Here is a 20,605-nt window from a genome sequence, read left to right as displayed (position 1 = left end):
CTCAAGACAGGAATCCTCGATAAAAATACACTTGACTTACAAATGGTAATTTTTGAGTAAAAGGCTAAAATTGGCTACTTTTCGTGATGTTTCGGGTATTTCTATTCCTATCATTTATCGCTATAGTTTTTGGAATTCCTCGAGGCTTTGATTTTTCCGATGAGGGACTCTATGTTTTCCTCGCGGACCCCAATCAGCAAAATATAGGTGGAGTATTTAATTATGATCTTTTTTTCAAACTCTTCTATAGAATTTCCGGGCTAGAATTCGGCATAGTAGAATTGAGGATTCTTCGATTACTGACTTACATGGCCGGAGCATTTGGCTTGGCTCTTTTTTGGAAAAACCTTTTCGATGCTGAAAAAATATCCCTGTCCATCTTTTTGATGGCATTGATCGGATTGTTTTCTGGCTATGGGTTTTTACCGCCTACGCTGTCTTATAATTCCATTTCAGTAGTTGCAGCCTGTCTCTGGTTGGGGATTATTTCCAAGCAGGAACAAAGCTCAATCGATTGGCTTTTTCTTGGACTGGTTTTCTTGATTCTTTTTTATGCAAAGATTAGTGCAGGATTCCTTCTTGGGCTTTTTACTCTGATTTATTTACTCTGGAAGAAAGATTTGAGTTTCTCCGGTTTGCTATTTCTTTGCCTTCCCCTACTTTTTTTTGAAGGCTTATTTTATTTCTTTTTTGGAGAAAATGGTCTAAGCCGATTGACAGGTGAATATGGTTTTCTCTTCCAACGAGAGGATTATAGTGTTTTTAAATTAATCAAATACACTACGGTAGGAGGGTTTTGGTGCTTTTTGGCGGGACTGTTTTTCTTTATTCCTGCAAGATTAAAACAGGCTAACTTCAAGTTTTATCCTGTGCTTTTGATTTTCGCCATCGTAGGATTTTTTCTGGTCTTTTACCATACTTTCATTACTTCAGAATGGAGTCATTTTCTGATTTTGGCTACATTCTCAGCGATTAGCTGGCAAATGGGAAGTATTTCTATGAATGAATTCAGCAAAAGAGAAACCCTTTTTTTTCTGATTCTGCTTTTACTCCCTTTCTTTCTTCATTTTGGTAGCAATGTGTATTGGTTGCGACTTGGAATTCATTATTGGGTTTTTTGGCTTTTTGCGCTTATGATCCTCTTGAAGGGCGCCTCTCCTGAATTCAAAATGCGATTTAATGTATTTGCCTCTTTCTGTTCTATGGTTCTTGTACTATTTGGGATTTGGTTTACGCCTTTTGAAGGTGAATATTTATGGAATGCTACAAGAGCCTGGGAATACAAATCAGGAAAGAAAATCTTGCTCTCAGAGAAGCAAGTGGAGTTTTTGAATGCTATAAAAACTGAAATTGAAAATAACGATGACACCGAAATTGTATCTTTATTTAGAAACCCGGGGATTCTTTACCTTTTGGATATGAATTCCCCCTTTTCCGCAGCTTATTGGAAAAGCTCCCAGGCGATTCTCTTTTTGAAAAATGGAGATTCCTTAGACTTTATTCTTTTTAATGAATTAGAACCTTTTCCTTTTGACAGATCAGCCTGGGTTTTGAAAAAGGAATTGATTCAACCCAATGGTGAAAAGTTACAGATTCTATGGAAAAAGTAAGCACAAAGTCTTTTTTCTGGTTCTGGGCTTTGCTGGGTTTAGCTTCGATGATTCTAATTTGGTTTTTGCCTTGGCGATTTCAGACCAACGACGATGAACTGATGATGTGGCTGGTTTCTGGAGCCTACACAGGTGAGCCGGAATCCTTTGCTGTTTTTATTCACCCTATTTTAAGTTGGAGCTTTTCCAAACTTTATACTTTTTTCCCTGCAATTCCCTGGTATCCGTTGACCTGGTTTTTGGGTATGTATTTGAGTTATTTGGTCTTTCTGGACTTGGTGTCGAAGAAGAATTTCCAGCAATTATCTTTTCATATCTGGGCTCTTTTTCTCTTTGCTTTCTTGATCCACTTCTCTTTTTTTCTTCAATTTTCCATTGTTTCAGCATTTGCTGTTGCAGCAGGAATTTCTGCAAGAATCCTAAAATGGAATAGCCCCAAAATCGCATTAACCTTTTATCGCACGGATATTCTGATTCTTTTAGGCTTTTTGATTCGAGTGGAAGTTCCGTTTTTGATTCTTACCGGGTTGCTTGTTCTAAATTTAATTTTGAGACAAAGGAGGATTTTTCAGGCTGTCCTAATTCCCCTTCTGTTGCTATTTGTCTTTTTTGGATTAACTCAATTAGGAGTTAATCAAATGGGTTTGGGCGATTTTCAAAAATTGAATAAGCTAAGATCTCAGGTTTTTGATCATCCAGTATTACAGCTAAATAAAGATGATTTTAAAGAGGATGATCCCTCACTTTATTATTTTGCAAATGGACTGATTGATTTTGGAACTGACGATTTATCAATAAAAAAACTACAAGATTGGAAACAATTACTTGATCAGAAAAGAGTGGCTTATCTAAGCTTTGAATCAATAGTTAAATCCTTATATTTTTTCATCATTCATGAACGCTTTTTCCTGCTATTAATAGGTAGCTTTTTTTGTTTTGGTATTGTAAAAGATTGGAATTTAACATTAAGATTAACATCGTTCTTAAGTATTGTTGTTCTTTTTTCATCCCCATTCTTTCTATTGAAGGTCCAAATTTATGTACTCGTTTTTATAGTGTTTTTTTGTTTGTTTTTTATTTTTTCCAAAAATGATACTAGGAATCAATCCTTTAATCTGATTTATTTTCTCTTCCTTATTTCAATAGTCGTTTACCATGTCTTTAGTTTAATCAGCTATTCAAATATTGATAGTTCTACGACAAAAATGGAAAAATTAATACTTAAAGCGAATGCAAATAATTCCGGGGAAGTATTTTTAATTGCATCAAATGTAGATTATATGAAGATTATTCCAGGACGTCCAGCTAATTTTAAGCTTTTAGGCTGGATTACATTGTTAGAAAAGTGTCAAAAAAAGGATTTAAATTCAAATAGGATATACCTTATTGAAAAAGAAATTTATGAATCAAATTCCATGTACTTCGAAAAGTCTGCCTCAAACTATTCAGGAAGCATGAGAATTATACTTTTTGAAAAATGAATAAATTTTTAAGACTTCTTAAAACTTCGAAATTTGATTTAATTGTTATTGCTATAAATCTTTTAACTATTGGATATTTTATTAAGTTTTTTGGATTCATAGATATCAAAGATCATAATTTATTACTTGAAAAGTATTTATTAGCTGGTAATTTCCCGATACCACCAGGATACTATTTTCTTATTTATTTATTGGATCTTATTGTTAGAGTTAAATACCCTTTTTTAGTTAGTTCAGCTTTTATTTTAATATTTTTTCTTTGGTGGAAATATAAAATAGTCTTTGGCTGGATAAGCAAGGAAATTAAATTTAGTGCCTTCACTTGTTTTTTGCTTTCATTATCTTTTTTGTTTTTATCTCCCATTTTCATCCCTGCTATTGATGGTCCATTTTGGTATCTGGGAAAATTCACTCAGACTATTTGGCACAATTCCACACTGATTGCATCTTTCCCGTTCTGTATCCTACTTTTTAAGAAAACTTTCGATTGGTTTGAATCGCAGAAAACCTCGGACTACTATGCTCTTATTGCACTTTCTTTTCTGATTCTCTTAATCAAACCCAGCTTCCTATTTTGCTATGTGCCTGCATTACCCATTTATTCCTTTTGGAAAGAAAGAGTATTTTCTACTGAAGTAAGAAATTCCCTCTTTCTAAGTCTAGGTATATTTTTCCTTATCCTAATTGAGAAATTCCTGATTTTTTCCTGGGATCCTATGATTGAAGAACTCTATACCGAAGGAGAAATATCGCAAGTGGTGATTAATCCATTTTATGTATGGCTTAGCTTATCGGAGCAACCTTTCTTCGACTTTGTTTCGAGTATTCCCTTGATCCTTATGTATTTAATTCTTTGGAGAAAAAAGGCTTTCGAGTCTCAATACTTCACATTTTCCCTCTTATTACTCTTTTTTGCCTTTTTTATTTATGCGGTATTTGCTGAATCCGGATACCGGGAATTACATGCAAATTTCTATTGGCAAATTCCTGTGGCACTCTTTCTGACTCATTTGAGTATTTTAATTGCAGTCGCAAAATCCTACTTCAAAAGTCCTGGAAAAGTTTCAATTCAGATAAAGGTGATGATATTCATTTATCTGATTCAGGTTGGATTTGGATTAGCCTATTGGCTTAGAATTTTTACGGGACTAACCTTAAGTTGACCTTTCTCTTCGGTAATCTTATGGGTTGGTTGTTCTATTTCAACCTCATAAAATGGCAAAATATACCTTATAGTCTTTTTTTCCCGGGTACTAATTGGAAGTTGATCCAATGAATATTCTTGTAAGGCTTGTTTGCTGATCAAAATCAAAGGTTGATTGAGGTCCAATAATGCTTCTTTGGTAGATTCCGGAATGTTTTTAAGATCTGAAATGATTCTATAACTGATCAATTTCTTGCTTAAAGGGATAATAAGAACAAATGAACTCAGTCCCATTACCACCAAACTTTTTGAAATAAACTTGTGATTTGAGGAAGCAATCATGCTTAGGTTGATGAACAGCAGGATAGGAGTGTACATCCTTAGATCTACCCAACTGTAGTTTTTATAAAAAAACATATTGAACAAATAGGTCATCCCAAAAATCAGCAAACCTACCTGAACAAGTTTTTCCTTTCTGAAAAATACCCAAGCAAAAGCTATAGAAGCCAATAGCCAGATTTTTTGTATAGTGTAAAATTTTCCTTCCGAATAAGTACCCACGAAATATAGGTTTCGCTTAAGGTTAAAGATGAGTACTTCTACAGCCTCGCCGTAGTTTTTAGATCTGACCAATTCGCTAAGTTCCGAAAATGTATTCGGGACTGGTTCATGAAATAAAGCTTGAGAAAAATAGGAAAGACTCAGTGCTAGTAGTAATAGCCCTAATCCTACACGCCAGTTTATTCCTTTTGGAGAGATCATCAATGCAATCAATGCAAAAAACCATATGGTCCGGATCATTCCCAGCGATAGGATTAGAAGCGTAAGAAGAATCAGATCGAATTGCTTTTGGGTTCTGTAATACTGTTTGAATTGCAAAAAAAGAAAGATTGCACCTGCGATTTGAAGCAATTCGGGTAAAAAGCTAAAAGAATAAAAAAGGGTTACAGGACTTCCCAGGATTAGAATCACTTGGATGTATTTGAGTTCTAAAGACTGTCCTTTTTGGAGAAACAGACAAAATAGGGCAATTATCAAAATCCCACAATTGAAGATCGGGATTAGGGGACCATGCCATCCAATGAGTTTAGCGACTGATCCATAGAGGATAGGATAGGCAGGACCATGTGGATCAAATCCCAAAAGTTTTGAACCTTTCCCTGAATAAGTGAATGCTCCGTGAAATTCGGAAAACTGATAAAAGGATTCGGCATTTTTAAAATAAAAAAACTCATCTCCATAGTAAGGCGAGTAATCTGATCCTATAAATGAAAAGAAATAGAAATAGACTGCGAAAAGCCCAAAAATCAACACTACTAAAAAATTTGATTGTGTGATTATTTTAGATTTCATTCAGTACAAAATTCTATTGCTAAACAGCGGGAGTTGCTTGGTTTTCACGCTAAAGATTGAGAATAAAAAGCCAAACTCCAATTTGCTTACAGACCAAAAGCTTTCCTTTATCGATTTCAGAAATTATTTGCTTTTATCCATGCTCCCCTTAAATTTGTTCACCGAGTAATTTTTTTACTCATTCGCTAATTTCTGTAATGGGACTGACCGGGCGAAGCTTTTTAGAATTTAGAATTTAAAATAATTTTAATTTAAAATTATTGCCAAAAAAGCATCAATGAGTTTAAAACTTTTGAATTAACTTAATGATTAATATTTGGTTAGGTTTCGCAAAGCCGAAATGCGAATACAAATGTTAGGTAATTTTAAATTTTTAATTAATCAATTTATAGGGTACCTGTATCTTACTATAAGCAATTTCAGTCGTGGGATGATTTGGTTGATCTGAAGTCTCCAGTCAAACAGCATCTCCCAACTTGAGATGAAAAGAATCAATGAGATTAAAACTTTTGAATTAACTTAATGATTAATATTCGGTTAGATTTTTAAAGGAGAAACGCGAGTACAAATGTTGGGTAATTTTAAATTTTTAATTAATTAATTTTAAATTTTTATGGCAAATGTAATTTTAGACAAGTCTTTCCATTATGCACAATTGACCATTTCAGCCTATTTGACTTTGAGAGAAAAAGGGCATTTCAGACTTGCTGATCAATTAGTAGGTTCAGGAACATCGATTGGTGCAAACATTGAAGAAGCTCAAGTAGCTCATTCTAAACTTGATTTTATAGCCAAGCTGACTATTGCTAATAAGGAAGCTAGGGAATCAAAATATTGGATCACATTATTAGATAGGGATCAGTTACTTAAGGATCATAATGATATCCCTGAAATGAAAAAAGAGATAGATGAAATTATTTTACTGCTGAATTCAATAATTAAGAAATCAAGAGAAAATCTTAAATAAAACTTTTCATTCTAGATCTAATTGAAATAGACCCATTCTTTGACCATAAATCTCAATAATTAACGTCAACCTTTCAGCTGGAGATAATTTTAAATTTTTAATTATAAATTTTAAATTCAAAACTTGCTCGACTCCCTAGTTACTTCCAAAACCCGAATTAAACTTCTTCTGAAGTTCTTTTCACATGCCAATTCGGGATATCTGCGTTCACTTGCCAAGGACTTTGATGAATCTACCAATTCTGTTCGTGTCGAACTCAATCGACTTACAGAGGCAGGATTGCTAGTGTCAGTGGATGAAGGAAAAACCAAGGTCTACCGTGCAAATGAACGTCATCCCTTTTTCACCGAAATCCAGGCCATGGTTTCCAAATTCCTCGGCTTGGACGAACTGGTCGAAAAAATAGTTTTACGGATGGGAGCCGTGGAGCGCGCTTATATAATAGGTGATTACGCCAAAGGAATAGATTCAGGGACAGTGGATATGATCCTGATTGGAAAAAATCTTGATCAAGACTATCTGAATTTCATTTTGGAAAAAACCTATGAAAAAGTTAAACGAAAAGTGAAAGTAGAAATTCTAGAAGAGGATCCAGGTGATATTTCGGGGATTCTGGTTTTCGGAAAATAATTACAATGACCCTGGACTTAAGCCTGAATCAGTTATCTGGAAATGATAAGAAAGTAACTCTATTTTCGGATTCCTTTCTAAACCAAGACCAATCGGGCACCAAGCGAGGTTGAGGTGCTTTAAATTAAAATTCGGCTACTTGCAGAATTGCTTATATCCAAATAAGATTTTAACTATTTTAGAAAATCGAAATTTCTTTTCCCACTAACCTCAAGTGATAGTTTAAATTATGCAAAAGGGACTTGTTTCAATCTTAATGGCCAATTTCGATAAGGATAGGTATTTGGAAAACACCCTTTCATCCATACTTGAACAGGAATACAAAAATTGGGAATGCATCATCGTGGATGATGGGAGTACGGATTCTTCCAGGAAAATACTTCATGACTTCCAGAAAAGAGACTCCAGATTTAAAGTTTTTGATCGACCGAAACATATTCCAAAGGGCTCGAATTTTTGCAGAAATTTTGCTTATGGCCTCGCCTCAGGAGATTACATTCAGTGGTTTGACAGTGATGACATCATGTATCCCTGGTTTATCAAAATGAAAGTCGAGACACTTGAAAGCAACCAAGAAGTTCCATTTGTAGTGACAAAAGCAGATTTGAAATTTGAGGAAGAGTTTGATGGAAACCGCAAGTTTACCCAAACACTCTCGTCCCAAAATCTGATTTCGGATTACCTTCGATTTAGAATTTTGTTCTTTACCGGAGCCCCTCTTTTTAGAAAGCATGTCTTTGAAGAAGTGGGCCTGTTTAACGAGAATTTATACCGACATCAGGAATGGGAGTTGTACCTCAGGGTTTTACTCAGGTTTAGAGATTTTGAAATAATCAAAAAGGTAGGCTATGCTTACTATGTAGTATCAAAATCCATCACCTCTTCCTACCAAGATAGACACAGGATTTTAATGAGTGAATTAGAACTTTTCCTTCAGGTTTTAAGCAGAAATACCAATCCACTCAAGCAAGTTATTCCCCAAAAGGAAAGGGTAAGGATCGCGTTCAAATATTTTTTGGTGGCTACCTATCATAGGAAATTCAGTTTTTCATTGACTTATTTTGAAAGATTGATCCTTGAATTGGTAAGTCCAACTCAGCCTCTCGAGACAATCGATAATTAATAAAGAATCATTATTTGACTAGTAGCCTTGAGTAAAATTTCAATTGAGATACAGCGAATCAGGGATAGTTTCTACAATTTGAGACAGAGGGTTTTAGGCTATCCTAAGCTTAAGAAATCGTTTTACTTTCTTCATGGGTATAAATTGAATTTAGAATCTCCCACTACGCTCCCTGAGCGGATAATTCACAAAAAAATTCATGACCGTAATCCGCTAATCGTACTTACTTCCGATAAGCTAAAAGTTCGGGATTATATCAAAGACGTATTGGGAGAAGAAGCTGCAAATGAGATTTTGATTCCCATCTATCATGTGAGTAAAACTGGATTGGATATTCCCCATCAGGAATGGGATTTTGAGTTCTTTATGAAGGCCAACCATTTCTCGGGTGGAAATATGCTCGTTAAACCTGGAGAAGATCCGGATTTAGTTAAAGAAAACTGCCAAAAATGGCTTTCCTCTAGTTATGGACAAGGGATGCACGAGTGGGCTTATCGGGATATTCCGCGAAGAATAATCTGCGAGAAAGTTCTTCGGGATGAAAACGGAAAGATTCCTCAGGATGTGAAGATTTATTGCTTTCACGGAAAAGCCAGAATGATCCTTTTTGTTTCTGATAGATTCGAAGGTCAGAAACGCTTATATACGGATGAAAATTTAAACCCTATTTATGGAGTGATGATGGATGGTTCCTTGCAACTCGAGCAAATCCCAAACTTTCCATTGCTGGATCAAATGAAGGAAATAGCCGAAAAACTGGCCAGTCCTTTTGAATTTGTCCGGGTGGATCTCTACTCCATAGGTACCAGGATTTTCTTTGGCGAAATCACTCAGTATCCCGGTTCAGGCCACAGTGTGATAGATGATTATGACTACAGTTTGGCCTTGGGCAACCTTTGTATTCCGGAAAACAAAGACATTACTTTTTACGAAATGCTGGATTTGGTAAAGAAAAAGAAAACTTCAAAAACAGATAAAACAAGATCAGCTTGAATACTAAACCGAATGTGAAAATCATCCAAGCCAGTTCAGGCTGGAAAATGGTTGATTTTCAGGAGCTCTGGCGCTATAAAGACCTGTTGTACTTCCTCACCCTTCGAGGAATCAAAGCCCGTTATGCACAATCTGTTTTAGGCGTGGCTTGGGCAATCATACAGCCACTATTTACCACGCTGGTGTTTACAGTCGTTTTTGGAAATCTGGCAAAAGTAGATTCGGACGGTATTCCTTATACGCTCTTCTCTTATCTAGCACTTTGGCCCTGGAATTACTTCTCAGGTACACTCACGGAGTCTGCCAATTCCCTGATCCAAAATGCCAATATGATTACTAAGGTTTATTTCCCTAGAATGGTATTGCCGCTTTCATCCATTCTTTCCAAACTTCTGGATTTTATCATTGCCTTTGTGGTGGTTATCGGAATGCTGATTTATTTCCAGATTACTCCGGGTTGGGGGTTATTGTTTTTGCCTCTTTTGATCATCCAACTCCTGATGTGTAGTCTGGGGATGGGAATGGTACTTTCTGCCATGGCAGTGAAATATCGGGATGTCAAGCATGCACTTACTTTTGTGGTTCAACTCTTACTCTATGCTGCACCGGTAGTCTACAGCACCACAGCTGTTCCGGAGCAATACCAAAAATTCTATATTCTAAACCCTATGGTAGGAGTGATCGAAGGTTTTCGAGCAGCTTTCCTGGATAGACCTATGCCTTGGGAGTGGATCTGGCCGGGGACGATTGTGGCATTTATCCTATTTATTTTTGGGATGATGTATTTCCGAAGGATGGAAAGAATATTTGCGGATGTTGCCTAGGGAGTTTAAAGTTTAAAAGTTTAGAGTTTAAAGAGAGGAGTTTAGAGTTTAAAAAGTGATATCAAATGTTGCTTTTAGTCATTTCGACGGTCTACTTGGTCATCTCGACGACCGCAGGGAGGACTTGGTCATTTCGACCGCAGGGAGAAATCTCATCAATTAACCAGATTTCTCAGTCGGCTTGGGATTAAATGTAAAAGCAACTACTGTTTGCCTCCTTCGAAATGACCAGCGTTTTAGTCATTTCGACGGTCTACTTGGTCATTTCGACCGCAGGGAGAAATCTCAAAGGAGGGGTCTAATCGGTCAAAGAGATTTCTCAGTCAGCTCGGGATTATGTATAAAAGGAACAACTGTTTGCCTCCTTCGAAATGACCGGCATACTAGTCATTTCGATCTGCCGCGGCGGAGAAGAAATCTCAAAGGAGAGATCTCCGGTATAAGAATAATTTGATAAATCTCTCTTTTTAAAAAGCCATTCTTTAATGTTCGTTTACATTCTAACAAACAAGACAAAATCAACACTTTACATAGGTGTGACTAATGATCTTCAAAGAAGGTTGTATGAACATAGAACAGGCCTAGGATCCTCCAATTCATTTACATCAAAATACAAATGCCACTTCTTAGTTTATTTTGAAGAATATGGAACTCCTAAGGAGGCAATTACAAGAGAAAAAGAGCTTAAAAAGTGGAGGAGAGAAAAAAAGAATAATCTTATTGAAGCTGAAAATCCCAATTGGGATTTTTTACAAATTGAATAGAATTGAGATTTCTCCTTTCGACTGTCTATTTGGTAATTTCGACCGCAGGGAGGACTTGGTCATTTCGACCGCAGGGAGAAATCTCATGGTTTAAAAGAGATTTCTCAGTCGGCTCGGGATTATTTATAAAAGCAACTATTTGTTTGCCTCTTTCGAAATGACCGACATCTTAGTCATTTCGACCGCAGGGAGAAATCTCAAAGGAGGGGTCTAATCGGTTAACCAGATTTCTCAGTCGGCTCGGAATTATGTGTAGAAGCAAATTCTGATTGCCTCCTTCGAAATGACCGGCGTACTAGTCATTTCGATCCGCCGCGGCGGAGAAGAAATCTCAAAGGAGAGATCTAAATCTTTACATTTCTCCATTCATACTACGTTCAATCCCGATTTCTACTAATTTTAAATTTTAAATTTCTAATTCTCAATTCTTTCATTTTAAATTAAAAAAGTGCATCTATCCATAATTTCTCCAGTTTACCAATCCGAAGCGATTCTGCAGGAACTAGTAGATAGAATCCGGAAAGCTGTTAACGGAATCACTGACTCCTATGAAATCATCTTAGTAGAAGATGCGAGCAAGGATAATTCCTGGATTGAAATTGAGAGATTGGCTAAAAAGTATCCGGAACTTTCAGGCATCAAACTTTCCCGCAATTTTGGTCAACATTATGCAATCACTGCAGGCTTGGATGCAGCCAAAGGGGAATGGATTGTGGTAATGGATTGCGACTTGCAGGATAGGCCGGAGGAAATTCAAAATCTCTACGAGGAAGCCCAAAAAGGCTTTGATGTGGTTTTGGCAAGAAGGGCAAATAGACAAGATAGCTTTTTCAAAAGACTTTCTTCCAGAATTTTCTACAGAAGCCTCGCTTGGCTTACAGGATCCGATCAGGATGAGACCATAGGTAATTTTGGGATTTACCATAAAAAAGTCATAGATCAGATCGTTCTGATGCGTGAAAGCATTCGCTATTTTCCTACGATGGTGAAATGGGTAGGTTTCCGACAAACCACATTGGATGTAATCCATGCAGAACGAGAGCAGGGAAGTAGCAATTATAATTTCAAAAAGCTTTTTAATCTAGCTTTAGATATTATGCTGGCCTATTCAGATAAACCCATTCGCCTGACAGTCAAGCTTGGAATGCTTGTAGCGCTTACGGGTTTCATTTTCGCACTTTTTACGCTTTACAAATACCTACATGGAGATATCATCGTCGCAGGATATGCAAGCCTGATTATTTCGATTTGGATGCTAACCGGCTTTCTGCTTGTAACGCTAGGTATGGTGGGGCTATATATCGGTAAAACCTTTGAAGGAGTAAAGAATAGACCGATTTATATTATAGAGAAGAAGATATAGCCTCGTTCCTCGGCTGAAAAAGGCTTCGCGAAATATAGCCTTCGGCTGAAATAGGCTTAGCGAAATATAGCTTCGCTGAAATACTGAATTCATATTTCTCCCGAAGGGACTATTTCAACAGTATTTCCATAGTATTTCAATAAACCTTCCTCGCACATAGGACCTATCCTATCATTTAAAAAACACCTTCCAGAAGGTTTACAATGAAAATCTCCTTTCTCCCTTATGACTCTCAACTATTCGGCTACCCAGTGGGGAAAGTGGAAATTTCTGATGACTGGAATGAAGAGGAGTTCTTAGAAGAAACCAGGTTTTTTAGATTGACCTATATTTTTTCAGGGAAGAAACAAGAAATCAATTCAAAGAAAATCCTTCAAATGGACAATACTGTCACTTTTGAAAAAGACTTAAAAGACGTTGGTTTTGATGTTGTTAAGTATTCGAAGTATACCGGTGACTGGGATTCGAGACTTCTGGATTTAGCTTTTGAAAGCGGGAAATATTCCAGATTTAAAACTGACCCCCGTCTTTCCAACGGTGAATTTCAAAATCTTTACCAAGCATGGATTCAACGGGATTTCGAAAATAAAAATCTTTTTGTGGCTGGTGAATTTCAGGGTTTCGCCTCTTTTAATCTTTTTGAAAATTATGGAAAGATTTCTCTGATCGCAGTGGAGGAAAAGAGGAGAGGAAGAGGAATTGGGAAAAATCTGTTGGAAAGCATAGAGTCTTACGCGTTTCAAAACCAGTCTAGCAAACTTATTATCTCCACTCAAAAGTCGAATTCTGCCGCAGGGCAACTCTATGAAAGCCTAGGCTATAGTTTAATAAATGAAACCTTTGTCTATCATTGCTGGAACCCTTCAGTTTAAATTCATAGGATGATAGCATTTCTAATCTCTCAAATCATCATAAGGTTTTAAATGCGGATTTCCCCTTTTCTTTCTTCCGTATTGTCCATTTCCAGTGGATTACTGGTATATAAAAATGCGATTAGCCAGAAAGAATTGAAATCACTTCAGAAAGAACCTTCTATAATAGAAGTAGACCCTATTTTATATGACTATTCGTAATGTTGCACGTTCCCAAATAAAGAATGGCATGATCACTAATTGAATATTGCTATGGACCGTGGACCGTGGCATGTAGACGTGTATCCGCTACCAGTTTACCTCAATTTTCTCGACGTGCAACATTGCGGATACACATGCTATTTTAAATACATTTTCTTCCTAAAAAAAAGATTATACATCCTAAATCTCAAATCTCAAGTCTTAAATCCTACATCCTAAATCATACATCCTACATCCTAAATCCTACATCCTAAATCCTACATCCTAAATCACACATCATAAATCCCTCCATCCCCTTCAATAAACCCTACCTCACAGGCAATGAACTGAAATACATTCAGGAAGCAGTAAGCTTGGGTAAAATCTCCGGCAACGGAGAATTCACGCATCGCTGTCAATGCTTTTTTGAAGCGCGATACGGTTTCCAAAAATGCCTGCTGACAAACTCCTGCACTGACGCCCTTGAGATGACAGCATTGCTTTGCAATATTGAGCCTGGTGATGAAGTGATTATGCCCAGTTTCACTTTTGTGTCCACCGCCAATGCCTTTGTGTTGCGAGGAGCAAAAATCCGATTTGTGGATAGTAAAGGGGATCATCCCAATATGGATGAAATGCTGATTGAAGAATTAATCACTCCAAAGACTAAAGCAATTGTGGTGGTGCACTATGGAGGCTTAGCCTGTGAGATGGATACAATCATGGATATTGCCAATCGACATAAGCTCTTTGTGATTGAGGATGCTGCGCAGGCGATTGATTCTTTTTATAAAGGAAAAGCTTTGGGAAGTATAGGACATCTGGGAGCCATGAGTTTTCATGAAACCAAAAACATCCAATGTGGGGAAGGAGGGATGCTGATGATCAATGATCCCTCCATGATCAGAAGAGCCGAAATCCTCTGGGAAAAAGGAACAGAAAGAGTGGCATATTCTAGGGGAGAAATCAATAAATACGGATGGGTAGATGTAGGAAGCTCTTTCCTGCCCTCCGAACTAAACGCTGCCTTCCTTTGGGCGCAGCTGGAAAACTTAGACCAGATTCAAGCAAGAAGAAAAGAGATTTGGGAAGACTATTATAGTGCTTTCAATAGCGATTTCGCTAAAACAAATGTTTTGAGTCCTTCATATATTGAGTTAATCAAGAATTTAAAATTTAAAATTGAAAATGGATTGTCATTCCGAGCAGAGTCGAGGACAACCGACTTCGAACCTCTAGACTCCCGTCTCTCGATTGCTCAGCCTGACAATGTATACAGTTCAACTTCAAATAGCGATCAGGAGCTTTCAATTTTAAATTCCTCCATTTTACATTTTAAATTCATTTCCAACTTCCACCTCTTCTACCTCCTTTTCCCAAACTTGGAAAGTAGAACTCAATACGCTGCTGCCTTAAATGAAAAAGGAATACTCTCGGTGGTTCATTATCAAAGCCTTCATAAATCAGAATTCGCCAAAAAGCATTTCCCGGACCAATATGAGCGCCATTTACCCAATTCCGACCGCTATTCTGACTGCTTATTGAGATTGCCTTTGTTTTATGAATTACCGGAGGACAGTAGGCAGTGTGACAGTGATCAGTAGGCAGTGTGACAGTGATCAGTAGGAAGTGTTCAATATGCAGTGTTCAGTAGGCAGTAGGCAGTGATCAGTAGGCAGTAGGCAATCGATCCGCCTCGGGGTACAGGCAACCCAAAACCACCAAGGCGAAGCCAATATAAAGTACTGTAGGGAAAGGGCATTTTAAATTCTCAATTCATTCATTTTAAATTCTTTAGTTTCCAACACCTTCATTAAAATTTCAATTTCCTGAAAAACGTATTATAAATTGCACACCATGATATACAAAATTTATCTATTTTTGTGTATCATAATAAACAATAATGCAAATCCTCTTTGAACTATATAGAAAGCTACTTTTAAAAACTGATCTTGGATTTCAGAGAAGTCTGATGGAGGATATCGAATGGAGAACACGTCTCATTGGCATTACAGGGTCGAGAGGAGTGGGAAAGACCACACTAATCCTACAATATTTAAAAAAGGAATTCAAAGGAAGGGAAGAACAATCCTTATATGTTTCTTTGGATCATATTTGGTTTGCTACGCATTCTCTCTCTGATCTTGCAGACCAATTTGCCAAACAAGGCGGTACTCAATTAGTATTGGATGAGGTTCATAAATACCCAAATTGGTCAAGAGAAATCAAAAACATTTATGATTTTTACCCGGAAGTAAAAGTAGTTTTCACAGGCTCATCCCTGCTGGAAATTATCAATGCTTCTGCGGATCTCAGCCGAAGAGCCCTTATTTATCAAATGACCGGTCTCTCGTTTAGAGAGTATGTTAATTTGGAGAAAGGCATGCAATTCCCAATCTTCTCATTGGAATCCATCTTTGAGAAACATATGGTCCTAGCAAGTGAAATAAGTAGTCAGTTAAGACCCTTACAATATTTTTCAAACTATTTGAGCTTTGGCTATTACCCTTTTTATAGAGATTTTGGAAACCTTACAGATCAGCAAATAAGGTCTGTAGTGAATTTAATTCTCGAAGTCGAACTACCCCAATTGCGAAAATTTGACCTGGCTTATGTGCCAAAAATTAAACAGTTGCTAGGCGTAATTGCTGACTCAGTCCCCTTTATTCCAAATGTTTCCAAGTTGAGTCAAAAAATAGGCATCAACCGAACTACCTTGCTTATTTATCTCAATTACCTACACGAAAGTAAGCTTACCACTAATCTCTATTCGTCCAGCACAGGTATTTCGGTATTGCAAAAACCTGAAAAGCTGTATTTAGAAAACACCAATTTAGCCTTTGCACTTGGGCGAAATGTGGATGTTGGAAATTTAAGGGAAACATTCTTTCTTAATCAAGTTGGCTATAAGCATAACGTTACTTTACCTGCAAAAGCTGATTTTAAAATAGATCAAACATGGACGGTGGAGGTAGGAGGCAAAAACAAAGATCTACCAGATCCTGACTTGACTGATTGTTTTGTAGCAGCAGACGGAATCGAGATAGGCTTTGGTAAGAAAATCCCGCTTTGGCTATTTGGGTTTTTGTATTGAAAAAATAGAGTGGCTTAGAACCTACGGTCATTTCGACTGTCTACTTGGTCATTTCGACCGCAGGGAGAAATCTCATCGTTTAAAAGAGATTTCTCAGTCGGCTCAGGATTATGTGTAAGAGCAACTATTTGTTTCCCTCCTTCGAAATGACCGGCGTACTAGTCATATCGATGGTCTCTTCTTAGTCATTTCGACCGCAGGGAGAAATCTCAAAGGAGGGGTCTAATCGGTCAAAGAGATTTCTCAGTCGGCTGGGGAATATTTGTAAAAGCAACTATTTGATTACCTCCTTCGAAATGACCAGCGTACTAGTCTTCTCGACTGCCTACTTGGTCATCTCGACGACCGCCGGGAGGACTTGGTCATCTCGACGACTGAAAGGAGGAGAGATCTTATCACATAGAAAGAATTCTCATTATCAACAGTCCTTAAGATTTGTTATTACCAATCAACCGAGTAATTTTATTACTCAGTCACTCTGCAACCTCTTCCCGATAGCTATTGAAGGGAAGCAAAGGGGAAGTAAAAAGGATAAACTCTGATAATTTGCTGGGAGTGAAAGGGCGAAGCTGTGCCCGGAAGATAGTTAATAGTTAAAAGTTAATAGTGAGTAGTTAAAAGTTTAATGTTTAACGCTTAACATTTAACCTCTTAAACTTTTAACCTCTTAAACCATAAATAATTAACAATTGACGACTTAACCCTTTAAACTTTTAAACCCTAAACCTTTCAAACCCATTTTAAATTTTACATTCTCAATTTTAAATTATTTTCTTGATCCCCGTCACCAAACCCTTCCTTCCTCCTAAAGCTGAGTACGACGCGTATTTACATGGTATTTGGGAGCGAAACTGGCTAACGAATAATGGGCCGCTGGTGAATGAACTGGAGCTAAAACTCAAGGAGAATCTTGGGATAGATCAAATGCTCTATGTAGGTAATGGCACTATTGCGCTCCAAATAGCAATCAAAGCCCTAGGCTTGAAAGGGGAAATTATCACAACACCCTTCTCTTATGTGGCCACCACGAGTAGCATTGTTTGGGAAGGATGCACTCCTGTTTTTGTAGATATTTTACCAGATAGACTGACGATTGATCCGGCAATGATCGAAGCGGCCATCAACCCGAAAACTACCGCAATCCTGGCCACGCATATCTATGGAATTCCCTGTGAAGTAGCGCGCATTCAGGAAATAGCAGATAAATACGGTCTGAAAGTTATTTATGATGGTGCACATGCCTTTGGGGTAAAAGTGAATGGAAAATCAATTTTTGAGTATGGGGATATCAGTACTTGTAGCTTCCATGCCACAAAGCTTTTCCATACCATCGAAGGAGGTGCGGTTTTCACGAAAGATCCTGAGCTGCTAAAGCGAATGAGCTATTTAAGAAACTTTGGGCATGATGGTCCGGAAAAATTCAATGGGGTAGGAGTAAATGGTAAAAATTCGGAATTCCATGCAGCGATGGGATTAAGTATACTTCCAGAAATGGAGGAAATAAAGAAAAAGAGAAAAGATCAATTTCAACATTATAAGAAACTACTTGGCGGGCTTAAAATAACCTATCCGGAAACAAGTAATATCGAAAATTACAATTACAGCTATTTTCCGATTCTTTTTTCTTCGGAAGATCAACTCCTGAAAAGCATCAAAATTTTACAGGAAAATGGGATAGGAAGTAGAAGGTATTTCTATCCTGGATTGAATCTGTTGGATTATACATCTGGTTGTTGTCCCGTTTCGGATGACACTTCATCCAGAGTGCTTTGCTTGCCAATTTATCATACACTCTCTAAAGAAGAGCAAATAATGATCGCAAGACTACTTTTAAGAGTCCAAAATAATCCAAATCTATGATAATCGCCGGCGCTGGAGGTCATGCGCTTGAGTTGCTGGATATTCTGATTTCAGAAGGGAAAACAGAAGGATTATGCTTTTTTGATGAAGTAAACCCGGGGGATTTATTCCAAGGGAAATACCCTATCCTTCATAAAGAAGAGGAGATTGCAAAAGCATTTCTGGAGGATCCTAAGTTCATTTTAGGCACTGGAAATCCAAAAGTTCGCTATCAGTTTTACCAAAGATTTACAAGTTTGGGTGGACTGCTTCACTCGGTGAAAGGGAGGGGGATAGTTTTTAGTAATTTCAGTACTGACAATGAAGCCGATATTTTCAATCTATGCTTTATCGGAGCAAATACACAAATAGGCAAAGGTTGTCTGATCAATACAGGAGCACAAATCCATCATGAAGTCGTGATTGGGGAATTCTCCGAAATCAATCCAGGAGCCGTCTTATTAGGAAAGGCTCAGATAGGAAGCTTTTGTTCCATAGGCGCAAATGCTACTATTCTTCCCAAAGTGAAAATCGGAAATAATGTGACTGTGGCAGCAGGGGCTGTGGTGATTGAAGATGTGCTGGATGGGGTACAAGTGGCAATCGGCTATAGATGTTAAATTAAAATGGAATAATCTCAACAATAAACTATAATCTTTAAGATTACTTGTTGTTTGAGAAATCTAATAAACATTAATAGTTAAAAGATGAAAAAACTTTTATTAAGTATTACTCCGCGATATATAAAAAGTAAACTTTATTTAATTTTTTTAGAATTGATCAAGGAAAACAACAAGAAAGCTTCAAGTCAGATTCCAAAGTTTAACTTGGAAAAAAAGTTAATAGCTAATGCACAATTACTTTTAAATAGAGAAGAATTACTTAAAAAAATGCCTAAATCTAGCATAGTTGCTGAGCTTGGAGTAGATGAGGGGAAGTTTTCAGAGTCAATCTTGAATATATGTAAGCCAAAAAAGCTTCATCTAGTTGACCTTTGGGGTAGTTCAAGATATAATGAGGGGAAGAAGAATGATGTTAAACAAAAATTTAAAGATCAAATTGATTCTGGTCAAGTTGAAATCAATCTAGGATATTCAACTGAAGTAGGAGGGCAATTTGAAGATGAATATTTTGATTGGATATATATCGATACCGATCACTCCTATAAAACTACGATATTAGAACTTGAGGTCTGGAGTAAAAAGATCAAGCCTGATGGGATAATAGCCGGACATGACTTTATTATTGGAAACTGGGATGGAATCGTTAGGTATGGAGTGATTGAAGCTGTTTATGAGTTTTGTAATAAAAATGCTTGGGAAATAGTTTACATCACAATGGAACTTGATAGTCATCCAAGTTTTGCTATAAAAAAAATTAGTTAACAATTAGGTTAGGTATATGAATCCGATAAAAAAAATTGTAGGTAGAATTTATAAAAACTTGTACAAAAATTATTTTCTTTTCAAAGACTCAAATTCTTACTGGAATGCTAGATATAAATCTGGTAGAAATTCAGGTGATGGATCCTATGGGAGATTAGCCGAATTTAAAGCAGCTTTTTTAAATGATTTTGTAGATAAAGAGAATATTAATTCTATAATTGAGTTTGGATGTGGTGATGGAAATCAGCTCTCATTAATGAATTATAAGAATTATCTGGGTTTAGATATTTCAGAATTTATATTAAATAAATGTAGAAAGAAATTCAATTTAGACAAAAGTAAAAGGTTTGAGTTAACATCGAATTATGCAGGAGAAAAAGCTGACTTGTCAATATCTTTAGATGTAATATTCCATTTAGTCGAGGATTCGGTTTTTGATCTGTATATGAAAAATCTTTTTACTGCCGCTAATAAATTTGTTATTATTTATTCGTCAAATGAGGAAATATCTCAATCTGAGGATTCCCTTCATGTTAGACATAGAAAATTTACTGATTGGGTAGACTCAAATATTATAGAATTTGGATTAATAGAAACTAAAAAGAATGAGTTTGATTTTACTGGAGAAAAAGGTACGTCAAAATCTGATTTTTTCATTTATAAGAAACTTTGATTTTATTACAAAAGATGAAAATCTTATTTTTTCTAGATTCCTTTCCTGTTTATTCGGAAACCTTTATCTATAATCAAATAATTTTCTTGTTGGAAAATAATTATGATGTTCAGGTTTTTTCAATTAAGAGGGGTAAATCATTTTCACATGAAAAAGTCCTCTCAAATCATATAGATAAAAGGGTTTCTTTTTTAAGGAATGGATTTAGTTTTTATTTGATTAAAAATATATTTTATAATTTTAATTTTTCAATTTCTATATTTAAAAAAACAAGTTTTAAGAAATCACTTTTTTATATTAATAATTTAGA

At 36.5% G+C, this 20,605-nt stretch carries 19 protein-coding genes; 18 read left to right on the top strand and 1 reads right to left on the bottom strand.

Features of this window, described 5'->3' with window-relative positions; translation table 11 throughout:
• Positions 1 to 86: 86 nt before the first annotated feature.
• From BVC88_RS20475 to BVC88_RS20465, 3 genes are all read left to right on the top strand, one after another.
• On the top strand, positions 87 to 1,610 hold the full coding sequence (locus BVC88_RS20475; RefSeq protein ID WP_075352605.1) for a hypothetical protein: 1,524 nt from the start codon (positions 87 to 89) through the stop codon (positions 1,608 to 1,610).
• 593 nt (positions 1,611 to 2,203) lie between these two features.
• Entirely contained in the window at positions 2,204 to 3,091 is an 888-nt protein-coding gene (locus tag BVC88_RS21240) for a hypothetical protein (RefSeq protein ID WP_139316617.1), read from the top strand.
• 347 nt (positions 3,092 to 3,438) lie between these two features.
• Entirely contained in the window at positions 3,439 to 4,254 is an 816-nt protein-coding gene (locus BVC88_RS20465) for a hypothetical protein (RefSeq protein WP_139316616.1), read from the top strand.
• Here BVC88_RS20465 and BVC88_RS20460 read toward each other — a convergent pair.
• Positions 4,215 to 5,588 (bottom strand): hypothetical protein, encoded by a 1,374-nt coding sequence (locus BVC88_RS20460; RefSeq protein WP_075352602.1) that lies wholly within the window; start codon positions 5,586 to 5,588, stop codon positions 4,215 to 4,217. The two genes, BVC88_RS20465 and BVC88_RS20460, sit on opposite strands and share 40 nt — an antisense overlap.
• Before the next feature lie 613 nt (positions 5,589 to 6,201).
• Between BVC88_RS20460 and BVC88_RS20450 the strand changes: the two genes are divergently transcribed.
• The 15 genes from BVC88_RS20450 to BVC88_RS21500 form a co-directional block, all read left to right on the top strand.
• The gene (locus BVC88_RS20450) at positions 6,202 to 6,555 is read left to right on the top strand and encodes a four helix bundle protein (RefSeq protein WP_075352600.1); all 354 of its coding nucleotides are present in this window, start codon (positions 6,202 to 6,204) and stop codon (positions 6,553 to 6,555) included.
• 123 nt (positions 6,556 to 6,678) lie between these two features.
• On the top strand, positions 6,679 to 7,185 hold the full coding sequence (locus BVC88_RS20445; RefSeq protein WP_075352599.1) for a winged helix-turn-helix domain-containing protein: 507 nt from the start codon (positions 6,679 to 6,681) through the stop codon (positions 7,183 to 7,185).
• A gap of 229 nt (positions 7,186 to 7,414) precedes the next feature.
• A complete protein-coding gene (locus BVC88_RS20440) occupies positions 7,415 to 8,308 on the top strand; it encodes a glycosyltransferase family 2 protein (RefSeq protein ID WP_075352598.1) in 894 nt (297 codons plus the stop codon).
• 27 nt (positions 8,309 to 8,335) lie between these two features.
• Positions 8,336 to 9,301, top strand: coding sequence for an ATP-grasp fold amidoligase family protein (locus tag BVC88_RS20435; protein WP_075352597.1), 966 nt, complete (start codon positions 8,336 to 8,338; stop codon positions 9,299 to 9,301).
• Positions 9,302 to 9,348: 47 nt separating this feature from the next.
• Entirely contained in the window at positions 9,349 to 10,125 is a 777-nt protein-coding gene (locus tag BVC88_RS20430; RefSeq protein ID WP_075352627.1) for an ABC transporter permease, read from the top strand.
• A gap of 485 nt (positions 10,126 to 10,610) precedes the next feature.
• On the top strand, positions 10,611 to 10,889 hold the full coding sequence (locus tag BVC88_RS20425) for a GIY-YIG nuclease family protein (protein ID WP_075352596.1): 279 nt from the start codon (positions 10,611 to 10,613) through the stop codon (positions 10,887 to 10,889).
• Positions 10,890 to 11,337: 448 nt separating this feature from the next.
• Positions 11,338 to 12,252 (top strand): glycosyltransferase family 2 protein, encoded by a 915-nt coding sequence (locus BVC88_RS20420; protein ID WP_075352595.1) that lies wholly within the window; start codon positions 11,338 to 11,340, stop codon positions 12,250 to 12,252.
• A 203-nt stretch (positions 12,253 to 12,455) separates the two neighbouring features.
• A complete protein-coding gene (locus BVC88_RS20415; protein ID WP_075352594.1) occupies positions 12,456 to 13,124 on the top strand; it encodes a GNAT family N-acetyltransferase in 669 nt (222 codons plus the stop codon).
• Positions 13,125 to 13,651: 527 nt separating this feature from the next.
• On the top strand, positions 13,652 to 14,908 hold the full coding sequence (gene rffA, locus BVC88_RS21635; protein ID WP_245803694.1) for a dTDP-4-amino-4,6-dideoxygalactose transaminase: 1,257 nt from the start codon (positions 13,652 to 13,654) through the stop codon (positions 14,906 to 14,908).
• Between the two features lie 299 nt (positions 14,909 to 15,207).
• Positions 15,208 to 16,398, top strand: coding sequence for an ATP-binding protein (locus BVC88_RS20405; protein ID WP_075352592.1), 1,191 nt, complete (start codon positions 15,208 to 15,210; stop codon positions 16,396 to 16,398).
• Positions 16,399 to 17,172: 774 nt separating this feature from the next.
• Positions 17,173 to 18,258: a DegT/DnrJ/EryC1/StrS family aminotransferase gene (locus BVC88_RS20400; RefSeq protein WP_075352591.1), complete on the top strand. Its 1,086-nt coding sequence runs from the start codon at positions 17,173 to 17,175 to the stop codon at positions 18,256 to 18,258.
• A complete protein-coding gene (locus BVC88_RS20395) occupies positions 18,255 to 18,857 on the top strand; it encodes an acetyltransferase (RefSeq protein ID WP_075352590.1) in 603 nt (200 codons plus the stop codon). The genes BVC88_RS20400 and BVC88_RS20395 overlap by 4 nt, the downstream gene beginning before the upstream one ends.
• An 87-nt stretch (positions 18,858 to 18,944) precedes the next feature.
• Positions 18,945 to 19,622 carry a class I SAM-dependent methyltransferase gene (locus BVC88_RS20390; RefSeq protein ID WP_075352589.1) on the top strand — a complete coding sequence of 226 codons (678 nt, stop codon included), beginning with the start codon at positions 18,945 to 18,947 and terminating at the stop codon, positions 19,620 to 19,622.
• Positions 19,623 to 19,638: 16 nt separating this feature from the next.
• On the top strand, positions 19,639 to 20,295 hold the full coding sequence (locus BVC88_RS20385; RefSeq protein WP_083639238.1) for a class I SAM-dependent methyltransferase: 657 nt from the start codon (positions 19,639 to 19,641) through the stop codon (positions 20,293 to 20,295).
• 14 nt (positions 20,296 to 20,309) lie between these two features.
• The coding region (locus tag BVC88_RS21500) for a hypothetical protein (RefSeq protein ID WP_217694778.1) at positions 20,310 to 20,605 on the top strand (296 nt) is incomplete at its 3' end.

The sequence above is a fragment of the Algoriphagus marinus genome (genome assembly GCF_001936475.1).
Lineage (GTDB): Bacteria > Bacteroidota > Bacteroidia > Cytophagales > Cyclobacteriaceae > Algoriphagus > Algoriphagus marinus.
The sequence above is the reverse complement of the archived record's forward strand: the minus strand, read 5'-3'. Positions and strand labels throughout refer to the sequence as shown.